Source organism: Sorangium sp. So ce385 (genome assembly GCF_051474135.1).
Taxonomy (GTDB): Bacteria; Myxococcota_A; Polyangia; order Polyangiales; family Polyangiaceae; genus Sorangium; species Sorangium cellulosum_D.
The window spans coordinates 1,967,758-1,980,869 of sequence record NZ_CP150337.1; the positions used below are offsets into that span (position 1 = coordinate 1,967,758).

Here is a 13,112-nt window from a genome sequence, read left to right on the forward strand (position 1 = left end):
CCGGCGGCGCGCGGCCGGTCGACGCCTACCTGGGCGGCTGCGCGCCGCTCGCGCCCGCCGGCCGCCAGCCGAGGACGCGCAGCGCGTTCTGCGAGAAGATCTTCACCACGTCCTCGCGCGACATCCCGCGCTGCCGGAGCCGCGCGGCCAGCGCCGGCAGCGCCGACGCGTCGTCGAGCCCCTTCGTCGGGATGATGCCGCCGTCGAAATCCGAGCCGATCGCGACGTGATCGACGCCGGCCACGCGGACCATGTGGTCGACCTGCGCGAGCACGTCGTCGAGGTCCGCCTCGTTCGTGCCGTTCACGAACGGCGCGTGGAAGTTGAGCCCCGCGACCCCGCCGCTCCGCCCGATGAGCCGCAGCTGCTCGTCGGTCAGGTTGCGCGGCCGGTTCGCCACCGCGCGCGCGTTCGAGTGGGTCGCCACGATCGGCGCGCCGTGCGCGGCCGCGATCGGCACGAGGTCCGCGAACGCGGCGTCCGAGAGGTGCGAGACGTCGATGAGCGCGCCCTGCGCGTAGACGCGCTCGCAGAACCGCTTGCCGAGCTCCGTCAGCCCGTACGCGGCCGGCTCGCCGGTCGCCGACGACGAGAGCCGCGTGTTCTTCGCGTGGTTCGGGCTGATGAGCCGCACGCCGCGCGCGATGAACCGGTCGATCTGCGCGATGTCCTCCGCGAACGCGCCGGCCCCCTCGATCGAGAGGAAGGTGCTGATCTTCCCCGGCTCGGCCCGCGCCGCGCCGAGCGGCAGGAGCACCGGGCTCGCGGCGATGATCGCCTCGATCGTCGCGAGGACGGCGCTGGCGTCCTCGATCTGCGGGCCCTCGGGCCGCGCCCGGTCGGGCAGGTAGATCGGCAGCACGATGCCGAGGTAGTTGCCGGCGACGAGCGTGTCGCTGCGGGCGTGGCCCTCGCCCAGGCGAGGGTCGCGCCCCTTGAAGTGGACCTGCCAGGGCACGTCGACGTGCAGGTCGACGACGTGCACGGGGGGCTCGCGGCCGCCGCCGGCGGGCGGGTCGCCGCGCGTGGGCCGCGGCGCGCCCAGCGCGGAGGCGGCGCACGTGACGGCGAGCAGGGCGCGGACGCGGCCTCCGGCGCTCATCCGCTCACCAGCACGCCGAGCGCGAAGCCGACGCCGAGGCACACGAGGCCGATGACCGCGACGAGCCACCAGGCGGCGCCCTCCGGGGGCGACGTGTCGGCGGGGAGGGGGACCTCGACGACCCGCACGTCGTAGTGGCCGCCCGTGAGCGTCGGCACGCCCGTCGGCCGCTGCGCGCTGACGTGGGTCGGCCCGGCGGGCACCGGGGGCGCCGCGAACGCCGCCGTGGGCGCCACCTGCGAGCTCGTCTGGGGCGGCGGCGCGGTCGGGCGCGGCGGGGGCGCCGACTCCGGCCTCGGCACGACCGGCATGCTCGTCGTCGAGCCCGGCCCGTGCGGCGGCGGGGGCAGCTGCGACGGCGGCTGCGGCGCGTACAGCTGCGACGGCGGCTGCGGCGGGTGCAGCTGCGACGGCGGCTGCGGCGGGTGCAGCTGCGGCGCGTGCAGCTGCGGGTGCGGCTGCGCCGGCGGCGGCAGCGAGGGCAGGTGGTGCGGCGGCGGGAGCGACGCCTGCGGATCGGCCCACGCGCCGGGCGTCGCGATGCCGGTGCGGTGCGCGACGGCGCTCAGCGTCTGCGCCATCTCCTCGGCCGTCTGGAAGCGCCCGTTCACGTCCTTGGAGAGGGCGCGCTGGAAGAAGAGGCCCCAGGCGGCGAGGTGCGGCGCGACCTGCTCGATCGGGCGCACCTCCTTGGCGAGCACGGCGGTGAGCCGCGCGAACTCGTTCTCGGCGGGGAACGGCTGCGTCCCGGTGAGCATCTCGTAGAAGATCACGCCGACGCTCCAGAGGTCGGTGCGCGCGTCGACCCCCTGCGCGTTCTTGATCTGCTCGGGGCTCATGTAGCCGGGGGTGCCGAGGAGCGTGCCGGCGCGGGTCTTGAGGCCCATGCCGCCGGCCGCGTCCATCACCTTCGCGATGCCGAAATCGAGCACCTTCACGCGGAAGCCGCCGCGCGGATCGCGCACGAGGAACAGGTTCTCCGGCTTCAGATCGCGGTGGACCACCTTGTGGCTGTGCGCCGCCATGAGGGCCTGGAGCACCTCGTGGATGATCGGCACGGCCTGCTGCGGCGGGATGGGGTTGCCCGTGTCGATGTACGCGGCGAGCGGGACGCCCTGCAGCAGCTCCATGACGAGGTAGGGCGTGCCGTCCTCGGCGCGGGCCGCCTCGAAGACCGAGGCGATGTTCTGGTGGACGAACCCCTTCGTCGCCTCCGCCTCGGCGAAGAAGCGCAGGAGGACCTGCTCTTCCTGCGTGAACTCGGGGTGCAGCACCTTGATCGCGCGCTTGCCCTCGCCGCGCAGCCCGTCGGCCTCGTAGACGGCGCCCATGCCGCCCTCGCCGAGGAGACGCACGATCCGGAAGCGCCCGCTCAGCACGGCGCCCACGAGCTGGTGGGAAGGGCTCGAGGGGTCGACCACGCGCGGACTCTACCAAAGCTTCCGCGCCGCCCGCTCGCCGAAACCTCGGCGCGGAGCGCGCGAGCAGGCCGTCGACGCCGGGCGCCGGGGCGCGGCGAGGGCGCGGCGCGCGCCGGGGCGCGTCAGGGCGCGGCGTTCGCCACGGCCGAGCGCGCCGCCGGGCTCGCGGGCAGCGGGGTGCGCAGGGCCTCGCTCGGCTGATCGCCGGTGTAGAGGAGCTCGTAGACGGCGAGGCTCGCGAGCACGCGCTTCGTGTAGAGCCGCGTCTCCTCGTAGGGGATGCGCTCGACCCACAGGTCGAAGCTCTGCGAGGGGCGCTCCGCGATCCACCGCTTCGGCGCGCCGCCGCCCGCGTTGTAGGCGGGGATCGCGAGCAGCGGGTTGTCCGAGAACTGGCCGCGCAGCACCGAGAGGTAGCGGCAGCCGAGCGCGATGTTGACCTCGGGCCGCTTCAGCGCCTCGGCGCTCGACGGCAGCCCGAGCGGCTTGGCCATGCGCTTCGCGGTCGGCACGATGAGCTGCATGAGCCCGTAGGCCTGCGCGGGCGAGGCCACCTTCGGGTCGAAGGCCGACTCCTCGCGCATGATCGCGTAGGCGAGGGCCTCGGGGATCCCGCTGCGCTTCGCCTCCGCGGTGACGAGGGCGGCGAACGGGCGCGGGTAGGCGAGCTCCCAGGCGCTGCGCCAGCGCCCGGCCGGGTAGTGGTCGACCCAGTCGCCCGCGAGCTCGACGCGGCCGTCGCCCGCCATCGCCGTGCGCAGGATGCTGTACGACTGCGGCAGCGCGCCCGCGCGCGCGAGCAGGAACGCCGAGGCCCACATCACCTCGCGCGGGGCCGTGCGGCTCCCCACGCCGAGCGCGTCGAGCTCGCGGCGCGCGAGCTTCGCCTCCCCCTGGCGCGCGAGCTCGACCGCGCGGGTGAACGCCGGGCGCGCGAACAGGGGGCTCCGGAGCTCGGCGTACGGCGCGCTCGCGTCGCGCTCGAGGGCCGCGGACAGGGCGCGCTGGGCGGCCGCGGGATCGGCGTCGGCGAGCCGGGCGTGGGCGAGCGCCATGTAAAACGAGAGCGGGTAATCGCGGATCACCTGCTCGAGCAGCGCCTTTCCCTTGTCGGGCGAGCCGGTCTCGAGGTGGGCGCGCCCGAGGTAGTAGGGGAACCTGCCGGCGGCGTGGTACGCGCGCTCGTGGGGGAAGCGCGCGAGCCCGAGCTCGAGCGGCCTGACCGCGCCCGCCCAGCTGTCGCGCTCCATCTCGAAGAGCGCGAGCTCGAACAGGCCGTCGGCGACCATGTCGCCCGACGGGTAGTCGTCGGGCATGGCGGTGAGCATCTGGACGAACTGCGCCTGATCGCCGAGCGCGAGCAGGGCGCGCGCGCCGAGGTAGCGCGCGTCGTCCGCGAGCCGGTGATCCGGGTACTCCTTTTCGAGCAGCGCGAAGCGCGCGGCGGCCTCGGCGTGCCGATCGACGCGGAACGACGCGCGCGCGGCGTTGTAGAGCGTCTCGGGCCGCCGGGGGGCGGGCGCGCCTGCGCCTGCGGCCGCGGGCGCCGCGGGGGCGCTCGCTGCGGCGGCGGGGGCGCTCGCTGCGGCGGTCGGGGCGCTCGCTGCGGCGGCCGGGGCGCTCGCTGCGGCGGCCGGGGCGCTCGCGCCTGCGGCCACGGCGGGCGCGCTCGCCGATGCGGCGGCCGCGGGCGCGGCCGGCCCGCAGCGCTCGATCGCCGTACCGTAGATGTCGGCGGCCTCGGCCCGCCGTCGGACGCGCCCGAGCGCCTCGCCGCGCGCGGCGAACGCGTCGCAGGCGAAGGCCGAGGGCGCCTGCGCCTCGGGCAGGGCGATCAGCGCCTCGGTGACGGCGAGCGCCTCCTTGTCCTGGCGCGAGGCGAGCAGGGCGCGCGCGCGGGCGAGCAGGTCGGCGGGGCCCGGGTCGAGGAACGGCTTGCGCCGCGCGAACGGCAGCGTCGACAGGGCCTGCTCCAGGATCTCCTTCGCCTCGCCCGCGCCCGCGCCGCCCGGCGCCTCGTCGAGGACGCGCCGGGCGAGCCGGATCGCCTCCTCGGCGTGGTCTTCTTTCGGATGGCGGAGCAGCGCGCGGGCGAAGCGGAGCGCCTCGGGCACCCACGTCGACGCCGGCCAGCTCCGGGCGAGGTACGCCTGCCAGCGCGCGGCTGCGGCCCCGATGTCGCCCTTCTCGGCGAGCGCATGGGCGACCACGCGATCGAGCTCGTCGGCGATCGCGACGTCCGAGGAGACGGCGCGCGCGCGCTCGATCGCCGCGTCGGGCTGCCCCGCCCTGGCGAGGAGATCGGCCGCCGCGAACCGCGCGTGGTCGGCGAGCGGCCCGCCGGCGGCCGCCGCCGCGTCGTACTCCCTCGCGGCGCCCAGGGGGTCGCCCGCGAGCGCGCGCAGCCGCCCGAGCTGGTAGCGAAACGCCGCCGCGTCCGCGGGCGGCAGCGGCGCGGAGAGCGCCTGGGCCATGGCGGCGGCCGCGCTCGCGTACGCCTCCTCGGCGACGAGCTTCTGCACCGGCGCGAGCCTCGGGTCGTCCAGCACGAGCGTGAGGCGCTCGGGATCGAACACCGGGGCCTCGCCCGGCGTGCCCGGCACGACGGGCCCCGGCGGCGCTGGGGGCGGCGGGGTCGTCGGCTGCGGGCAGAGCGGCGGGCAGGCCGCCGTCCCGCGCTGCGCGGGGGGCGCGCCGGCGCAGGAGGCGCCGAGCGCGGCGGTCAGCGCGAGCGCGGAGGCCAGCGCGAGCGCGGCCCCGGAGCGGGCATCCAGCCTGAACATGCCTGCACCATACTCCGGATCGCGCGGTCGCACAGCGCTCGAGGCCGCGCCGGCGGCCCGCGGCGATCAGGGCGAGGCCGTCACCACGGTGGCGGCGACCGCGGCGAAGCGCAGGAGGTCCTCCGCGCGGGCCACGAGCTCGAGGTTGAAGGTGGTGCCCGCCGTGAGCTCGCCCGAGGCTCCGACCTCCAGCGCGCCGGACGCGGCGTCGGGCGGCAGCGCGAGCGGCGTGTACACGAGCCCGGCGGGAGGTGCGTTGACGATGATCTCGATCGGCTCGTCGAAGCCGTTGAATCGACGGATCGAGAGATCGACGGACGTCAGCCCGTCATAGGGGATGTCGATGGTGGCGGGGACGATGAACAGCGCGAAGTCCGGCGCTGCGGCCATGCCCCCGCCGCCGGCGCTGCCGCCGTCCCCTCCGCCGCCGGCGCTGCCGCCGTCTCCGCCGGCGCCGCTCGTCGTGGTGCTCCCGTGCCCCGCCTGTCCTCCGGCGCCCTCGCCCGCGGGGACGTCGTCGGAGCACCCGAAGGCCGAGAGGGCAATCGTCAACGCCACAACAAAGCTGAAGCTCCGCTGTAAACGCATCGGGTCAAGCCTCATGTCGAAGGGAGCCGTCGTGTTTCCGAGGTGGGATGTCCCCGGGGGGGGCCGCGGCCACGTTATCGCTGCTCTGGCCGGGCCTGCAATCGGGCCGGGCGGCTCGTGGCGGGGTCGCTGGCGCGCCGTCTCGCGAGGCGGCGCGCTGGCGGTTCGGACGAGGCGTGAGAGATGGGGCGGGGTGCTACTGCGTCTCGCAGGCGAGATAGATGCGGATGTTCTCGACCGTGGTGTCCTGGAGCCGGCCGGTCGGGGGCATCGCGCCCTCGTCGATCTCCTCGAAGATCTTCTCCGCGTTCGCGCTGACATACGCCGGATCGTCGACGTTGACGCCCTCGGGCGCGTTGGCGCGGGCAGCCGCCCCCACCTTCGTCGTCGAGTGACAGATGTCGCAGTTGCCCATCAGCGCCTCCATGCCTGCCGCCTGCTCCGCCGCGGAGTCGGGCGGGCACGCGCCGAGCGGTCCTTCTTCGCCTTTCGGGTCGGGGTCATCGCCGCCGCAGCCCTGGAGCGACCCGATGACGAAGGGCGCAAGGCAGAGGAAGAAAATCGTACGAACGGGCATCAAAGCACCTCAACAGCTTGTTAGAGGACAGGGTAGCGAGCCGGGGTCGAGCCTCCAGCCATGCAGGCCAGCCTGGCGCCGCGCGGGGATGGTGCCTGGCGCCGCGCACCGGGTCAACAAAGACGGACGGGCGCGATGCGGGGAAGATGCGATTCCGGTCGGCGCGCGCCGCCGCGCGGGGCCGCGCGGCGGCGCCGGCGCTCGCCGTGCGCCGAGTCGGGGCGCGGCGTCTCCGCTCGGCGCGGCGCGCCATCCCGTCTTGCCATTGAAGCGTCACACCGCGGGCCGCCCACGGCGCGTCCATGCCGTCGATCCCGCCGAGGCGTCATGACGCGCTGCCCTGTGCGCCGGCCCACTCGCCCCCTCCTCGCGGGGGCTCCCGCGCCGCCCCACGACCTCCCCCGTCGAGGGCCGAGCGGCTCGGCGCGCCCTCGTCGCCCCGCCCCGCGCTTCTAGCTCGCCTCCCCGCCCCGCGCTTCTAGCTCGCCCGCCGCCGCTCCAGGTGCGTCTTCATCGCCTTGAGATCCCCGTGCACGGCCTTCTTGAAGCTGCCGATGAACAGCCGCCCGAGCGTCTCCATGAACCACCCCATCCCGGCGATCTCGCCATCCATCCGGAGCAGCGTCCCGGCGCCCTGGGGCTCGAAGACGTAGCGAAAGCGGTATTCCCCGCGCCCCGTCGTGCCCTTCTTCCCGTCGACGAAGAGGTCCAGGATCTTGCCGGGCTCCGCCGCCGTGACCTCGAACAGCTCCGTCGACTCCTTGCCGAACATCTTGCGGGTCTCACGCCACATCGTGCCCTTGCCGGCGGCGTCGCCCGTGAGCCTCTCCGCCCGCACGAAATTCGGCATCCAGTCGCCGAAGGAGTCGATGTCGGTCGCGAGCCGGAAGACGTCCTCGGGCGACGCATCGAATCGCTCTTCAATGGTGAACCGGAGCGGCATCTCGTTCTTCTCCTAGGTTGGCCCGCACACCGGGCCATCGTGCCGGAACCGCTCCATCCCCGTCAACGCGCCCGTCGAGCGCGCAGCGCCGTCCAGATGCGGGCCGCGCGCCGTCGCCGACGTCCGCCCAGGCCGCGCGCGGACCGGGGCGGACGTCGGCGACCGCGGCGCTCAGCGCTTCTTGCCCGGCGGCAGCAGCATGCCCCGCTCGCCGGTCGCCCCCTGCATCGGGCGGTGCAGCACGATCTTCCGTCCCGCCTCGCGCCCGTGCGCGTGCGCCGCCGTCCGCTGGTTGCCCGCGTGACGCAGGTGCTGCACGTGCGGGTGGCGCGTCCGGTAATAGCCGTCCAGGTCGGCGTCCCTCACCCAGACGAGCCCCTGCTCCGCGGACGCCTTCCGCTCCGTGTTCAGCTTCTCGAGGAACCCGAGCATCACGCCGGCCTGGTAGGTCCGACGGTCCTTGTTGCCCTTCACGCCGTGCGTCCGCTTGTGCTCGTTCCACAGCTGCTCGGCCGTGTGGTGCAGGAACGCGTGCACGTAGGCCGCCATCTCGAGGTTCGCCGGCGTCCCGCAGACCTCGAGGACGCTGCCCCGCTTGCCCTCGAGCGGCGCGTAGACCGGCACCCAGATCGCCTCGACGAAGAAATGCTTCCCGAGGATCCCCCCGACGATCCGCTCGCTCTCGCCCACGCGCCCGCTCGGCGCGCCGAGGTGGCGGAAGCCGTACTGCCGCGCGGCGCGCGCCTTCGCGACGTCGAGGTTGTACTTCAGCATCAGCCGCTGCGCGGCGCTCATCGCCGCCTGCGCCTCGTTCGCGTTCGGGCTGTCGGCGAGCGCGAGCAGCCGCGCGATGCGGTCGAGGATCCGGGCGTCCGCGCCGTCCACGCTCCCGTCGCCGCGCGCCGCCCCGCCCGCGTTCGCCGACGGCATCCCGGACGCCGTCGCGTCGATGCCCAGGCGCTCGCACACCTCGCGGAACGCCGGCCCGTGCGCCGCCTCGTCCGTGACGCCCAGCACCTCGTGCACGTACTGGTGCGCCATCTCGTGCTTGAGCACCTCGATCACGACCCCCCACGGCTGCGTCAGCACGAGCGGCCGCGAGATCTCGATCGCGCGCGCCTCGGAGATCCAGCGCCCGAGCCGGCTCGCGGCGTCGGACAGCTCGATCGACGGAGGGCGCAGCTTCCGCCGGAAATGCGTGTAGTTGAGGCTCTGGTACGCCGCCATCAACTCGCGCACGAGCGCCGCCTCCAGCTCGGCGCTGAGCCTCGCCGCCGTCTGGCGCGGCGGCTCGGGCGCCGGCGCGCCGGGGGACGGCCGCGGCTCGGGCGGCGCGTCGGATGCGGGGGACGAAGACGGTTCGGCCGGCGGCGCGGCGGCCTCTCGGGCCTGCTGAGCGCCGCGCAACCCGTTCAGGAAGAGCTGCTCCGCCATGTCGGACGCCTCTCATGGCACGCCTCGGGCGGCTGTCGAAGGGTTTTCTCCGCCCGCCCACCCCCCCGGCCAGCCCGAACCGTCATCGGGGCTCCACCGACCCGCCGCAGAAACGTTCCCGAGTCGCCACGCCCTGGCTACACTCGCGCGCGACCCGTGCACCCGTTCAAGGCGTCGAACGATCCTCCGGCGGCCGATGCCGATGCCGCCAGCCGCTCGTCCCGCGGCCTCGCCCGCGATCTCGGCCCGGATCGCGCGGCGGCGCGCGCGCGGCTGCGTTTGCTCGCCCGCGCCCGGCGCCGCTACGGCCGCCTGTTCCTCGCGCTCCCGCTGCTCCTCGTGGTGCTCGCGGACGTCCGCATCCGCGGCGATCGCCTGCTCGACCTGAGCGCCAAGCACGCGGCCAGCTACCTCGGCGCCATGGTCGAGAGCGCCGCGCTCTGGGGGCTCCTGCTCTTCGCGGCCTCGGCGCGGCGGGGCGCGTCGCGGTGGATCGCGGCCCTGCTCTTCGTGGCGCTCGCGACGCTCTCGCTCGGCGGCCAGCTCTATTTCCACCGCCAGTACGCCACGTACCTCAACCTCGACGCCACGCTCTTCGGGACCTCGCTCTCCGCGAGCCTCTTCGGCCAGCTCCGGGCCGACGGGGAGAACTTCCTCCGCTCGGTCCTCCCGCCGCTCCTGCTCGCGGTCGCGCTCGTCTGGCTCGGCCGGCGGATCGTGCGCCCCGGCCGCACGGCGTGGGCCCGCGCCGCGCGCCTCGCCGCGCCCGCGGGCGTGGTGGCCGCCTTCGTGCTGCCCTGCTCGTACCGCACGGTGCAGGCGTCCACGCCCGACGTCATCTACTTCCACGCGATCGGCGGCCTCATCAAGGAGCTCGTCGGCGTCCAGACCACGGCGCAGGTGCGCCCCGGCCTCCGCACGCCGCCCGCGCTGCCGCCGCTGACCCCGAGGCCCGGCCCGCGGCGCAACGTGCTCTTCATCCTGACCGAGAGCGTGCGCGCCGACGCCACGTGCTCGGCGCCCGCGGCCGCAGGCGCGGCGCCCTCCGGGTGCCCCGGCACGCCGCGCATCGACGCGGCGGTGCCCGGCCGGCTGCCGCTCACGCAGATGCGCTCGAACGCCTCGACGACGGCGATCGGGCTCGCGGTGCTCTGGTCCGGCCTCCAGCCGATCGCCACGCGCGAGGAGCTCCACACCGCGCCGCTCGTCTTCGATTACGCCGACGCCGCCGGCTTCGACGGCGCCTACTGGACGAGCCACCACATGATGTTCGCCAACTCGCGCCTCTACGTGCAGGACCTGCCGGTCTCGCACCAGTGCGGCGCGACCGAGCTCGATCCGCTCGCCGACATCGATCTCGGGGCCGACGACCGGAAGCTGTCGGCGCACGTGCGGTCCGAGCTGCTCTCGCTGCGCGAGCCGTTCCTCGCGGTCGCCCACTTCGGCAACACCCACGTCCCGTACCTCGTCGACCCGGAGGACGCGCCGTTCCAGCCCGCCCTCGAGAGCAAGGCGCCGGACGACAACGAGGCGTACCGCAACTTCTACAGGAACGCCGTCTACCGGCAGGACGCGGCGATCGCCGAGCTCATCAACTTCGTCCGGCGCTCTCCGGTCGGCGAGCGCACGGTGATCGTCTTCACCTCGGATCACGGCGAGGCGTTCCGCGAGCACGGCCAGCTCGGCCACACCGGCTCCATCCTCGAGGAGGAGATCCGGGTGCCCGGCTGGATCGACGCGCCGCCGGGCACGCTGACGGCCGCGGAGGAGTCCGCGCTGCGCGCGGCGCGGGACGAGCTCGTCTTCCACACCGACGTGACGCCGACGTTGCTCGACCTGATGGGCCTGTGGGAGGAGCCGGCGCTCGCGGGCTACCGGGCGGCGATGGTCGGTCGCAGCCTGCTCCGGCCGTCGCCGGGGCCGGCGACGCTGGCGCTCACGAACTGCACCGGGATCTGGGGCTGCGCGTTCAAGAACTGGGGGATGATGCGCGGCAACATGAAGCTCGAATCCCGCGCCTGGGACACCGCCTGGCACTGCTACGACGTGCTCGCCGACCCCGGCGAGCAGCGCGACCTCGGGCCCGCCGCCTGCGGCGACCTGCCCCGGCTCGCCGACGCGATCTACGGCGGCCCCGCCGGCAGCGTCGATGTCCCGGCCCACCTCCGCGGCCTCGCGGCGGCGCCTCGCCGCGACTGATCCGGATGGCGCAGGACCTCGATCGACAGGGCGCCGCGCCCGCCGCTCGCCCGCGCGCCGCGCGCCGGGCCGCGCGCCGCCGGCGCCGCCTCCTCGGCCTCGCCCTGCTCGCGTCGCCGGCGCTCTGGTTCCTCGTCGCCGACGTGCTGCGGCGGGGCCGCCACATGACCACGTTCGATCGGCTCCACGCGGCGGGGTACGCCGCGACCGTCGCCGTGTCGCTGGGGTTCTGGGGCGTCCTGCTCTACGTCGCCTCGGGCCGCCGGGGCGCCCTGCGCGGCGTGACGGGCGGCCTGTTCGTCGCGCTCTTCACGCTCGCGTGCGGCGTCCAGGGCGGCTTCCACGCCCTCTACAACATCTACTGCTCGATCGACTCGCAGATCCACTCCCAGTCGATCCCCTGGTCGATCGTGGGCACGCTCCCGCTCGGGCACCCGCGCGTGATCGCCCACCTCGCCGTCGCGCTCGGGCTCGCCCTTGCGGCGCTCCGGCTCTCCCGCCGGTTCGTGCGCCCGCGGCGGCTCCGGCGGCGCATCGCCGCGGCGCTCGTGCCGCTCGCGCTGATCGGCGTGACGAGGATCCCGGTGAGCTACCGGGTGATCCAGTCGTCGTCCGCCGACATGATCTACTTCCACGGCATCACCGCCGTCGTCAAAGAGCACCTCGGCATCACCGACGACTCGCCGGATCTGCGGGTGCAGCGCCGCGACCCGGAGCGCGTGCCGCCGCTCGCCGCGCGGCCTGCGCGGCCGCGGAACGTCGTGCTCATTCTGCAGGAGAGCCAGCGGGCGGACGTGACGTGCGTCGAGTACGACCCGGACTGCGAGCTGGCGACGCCGTTCTCCAACGCCGCCGCGCCGGCGCGCATGCCGCTCTTGCAGATGCGGGCGCACGACTCGACGACGGCCATCTCCATCTCGAACATCTGGTCCGGCGTCTCCCCGACGGAGAGCCTCGCGGCGCTCAGCTCGGCCCCGCTGCTCTGGGATTACGCGCACGCGGCCGGGTGGGACACGGCGTACTGGACGAGCCAGAACCTCATGTTCGGGAACGCCCGGCTCTATGTGCAGGACATCCCGGTCTCGCACCGGGTCGTGGCGACCCAGCTCGATCCGGGCGCCGACCTCGATTACGGCGCCTATGACCGGCAGCTCACGGATCGCGTGATCGAGGAGTGGGGCGAGCTCGCCGAGCCGTTCTTCGCGGTCGTGCATTACTCGAACATCCATTTCCCGTACGTGAGCGATCCGCTCCATGCGCCCTTTCAGCCCAGCGAGCTGAGCAAGTCGCCCGAGAAGAACGAGCAGTTCAAGAACTACTATCGCAACGTCGTTTACCTGTCGGACATGGCGGTCGGCCGGCTCATCGAGCACATCCGGGGGACGCCGAGCGGCGAGCGCACGGTGATCGTGTACACCTCGGATCATGGCGAGTCGTTCCGGGAGCACTGGCAGCTCGGCCACACGAGCTCGCTGTGGGACGAGGAGATCCTCGTCCCCGCGTGGATCGACGCGCCGGAGGGGACGCTGACCCCGGAGGAGCGGGCGAGCATCGCGGGCGCGCGGGACGAGTTCGTGTGGCACCTCGATCTCGCGCCGACGTTCCTCGATCTGATGGGCCTCTGGGACGAGCCGCGGCTCGCGCCGTTCCGCGGTCGGATGATGGGGCACCCCTTGACGCGGCCGGAGCGCACGGTCGCGCCGGTGCCGCTCACGAACTGCACGTGGGTGTGGGGGTGTTCCTTCCGCAACTGGGGGATGATGCAGGGGCCGCTGAAGATCGAGGCGCGCGAGTGGGACGGCGAGTTCCACTGCTTCAACGTGCTGGAGGATCCGCTCGAGCTGACCAACCTGGGAGAGCAGGCGTGCGCGCCGCTGCCCGATCTCGGGCGCGCGCTCTTCCACGAGATGCCGAACGTGACGCCGCCGGGGAGGCCGAAGGTCGACTGGGGCGGTTGAGCCTGTCGGGCCAGGCCGGGATGGAGTACCGTTCCGCGCCGCCGCTCGGCTGCATGACGGTCTCGCTCGCGTACTGACCCGCTCCAGGAAGGCGAAGCGGCGGCGGC

At 74.4% G+C, this 13,112-nt stretch carries 9 protein-coding genes; 2 read left to right on the forward strand and 7 right to left on the reverse strand.

Features of this window, described 5'->3' with window-relative positions:
- Window positions 1-25: 25 nt before the first annotated feature.
- The 7 genes from WME83_RS07235 to WME83_RS07265 all read right to left on the reverse strand — a co-directional run bounded on the left by WME83_RS07235 (window position 26) and on the right by WME83_RS07265 (window position 8,848).
- A complete protein-coding gene (locus tag WME83_RS07235) occupies window positions 26-1,102 on the reverse strand; it encodes a dipeptidase (RefSeq protein ID WP_437318514.1) in 1,077 nt (358 codons plus the stop codon).
- Window positions 1,099-2,523, reverse strand: a complete 1,425-nt coding sequence (locus WME83_RS07240) for a serine/threonine-protein kinase (RefSeq protein WP_437318515.1) — start codon at window positions 2,521-2,523, stop codon at window positions 1,099-1,101. The genes WME83_RS07235 and WME83_RS07240 overlap by 4 nt, the downstream gene beginning before the upstream one ends.
- Before the next feature lie 122 nt (window positions 2,524-2,645).
- A complete protein-coding gene (locus WME83_RS07245; protein WP_437318516.1) occupies window positions 2,646-5,306 on the reverse strand; it encodes a transglycosylase SLT domain-containing protein in 2,661 nt (886 codons plus the stop codon).
- Between the two features lie 66 nt (window positions 5,307-5,372).
- The gene (locus WME83_RS07250; protein ID WP_437318517.1) at window positions 5,373-5,858 is read right to left on the reverse strand and encodes a hypothetical protein; all 486 of its coding nucleotides are present in this window, start codon (window positions 5,856-5,858) and stop codon (window positions 5,373-5,375) included.
- A 232-nt stretch (window positions 5,859-6,090) separates the two neighbouring features.
- Window positions 6,091-6,471 (reverse strand): hypothetical protein, encoded by a 381-nt coding sequence (locus WME83_RS07255; RefSeq protein ID WP_437318518.1) that lies wholly within the window; start codon window positions 6,469-6,471, stop codon window positions 6,091-6,093.
- 478 nt (window positions 6,472-6,949) lie between these two features.
- The gene (locus WME83_RS07260) at window positions 6,950-7,414 is read right to left on the reverse strand and encodes an SRPBCC family protein (RefSeq protein ID WP_437318519.1); all 465 of its coding nucleotides are present in this window, start codon (window positions 7,412-7,414) and stop codon (window positions 6,950-6,952) included.
- Window positions 7,415-7,585: 171 nt separating this feature from the next.
- Window positions 7,586-8,848 carry a SprT-like domain-containing protein gene (locus tag WME83_RS07265; protein WP_437318520.1) on the reverse strand — a complete coding sequence of 421 codons (1,263 nt, stop codon included), beginning with the start codon at window positions 8,846-8,848 and terminating at the stop codon, window positions 7,586-7,588.
- 156 nt (window positions 8,849-9,004) lie between these two features.
- Between WME83_RS07265 and WME83_RS07270 the strand changes: the two genes are divergently transcribed.
- Complete coding sequence (locus WME83_RS07270) at window positions 9,005-11,047, forward strand: sulfatase-like hydrolase/transferase (protein ID WP_437318521.1); 2,043 nt, start codon at window positions 9,005-9,007, stop codon at window positions 11,045-11,047.
- Window positions 11,048-11,052: 5 nt separating this feature from the next.
- Complete coding sequence (locus tag WME83_RS07275; RefSeq protein WP_437318522.1) at window positions 11,053-13,005, forward strand: sulfatase-like hydrolase/transferase; 1,953 nt, start codon at window positions 11,053-11,055, stop codon at window positions 13,003-13,005.
- Window positions 13,006-13,112: the final 107 nt, after the last annotated feature.

Bases quoted from the DNA above. Each gene is read 5' to 3' on its own strand.
- WME83_RS07245 (WP_437318516.1), bottom strand. From the start codon at position 5,306: ATGTTCAGGCTGGATGCCCGCTCCGGGGCCGCGCTCGCGCTGGCCTCC.
- WME83_RS07235 (WP_437318514.1), bottom strand. From the start codon at position 1,102: ATGAGCGCCGGAGGCCGCGTCCGCGCCCTGCTCGCCGTCACGTGCGCC.
- WME83_RS07255 (WP_437318518.1), bottom strand. From the start codon at position 6,471: ATGCCCGTTCGTACGATTTTCTTCCTCTGCCTTGCGCCCTTCGTCATC.
- WME83_RS07265 (WP_437318520.1), bottom strand. From the start codon at position 8,848: ATGGCGGAGCAGCTCTTCCTGAACGGGTTGCGCGGCGCTCAGCAGGCC.
- WME83_RS07275 (WP_437318522.1), top strand. From the start codon at position 11,053: ATGGCGCAGGACCTCGATCGACAGGGCGCCGCGCCCGCCGCTCGCCCG.
- WME83_RS07260 (WP_437318519.1), bottom strand. From the start codon at position 7,414: ATGCCGCTCCGGTTCACCATTGAAGAGCGATTCGATGCGTCGCCCGAG.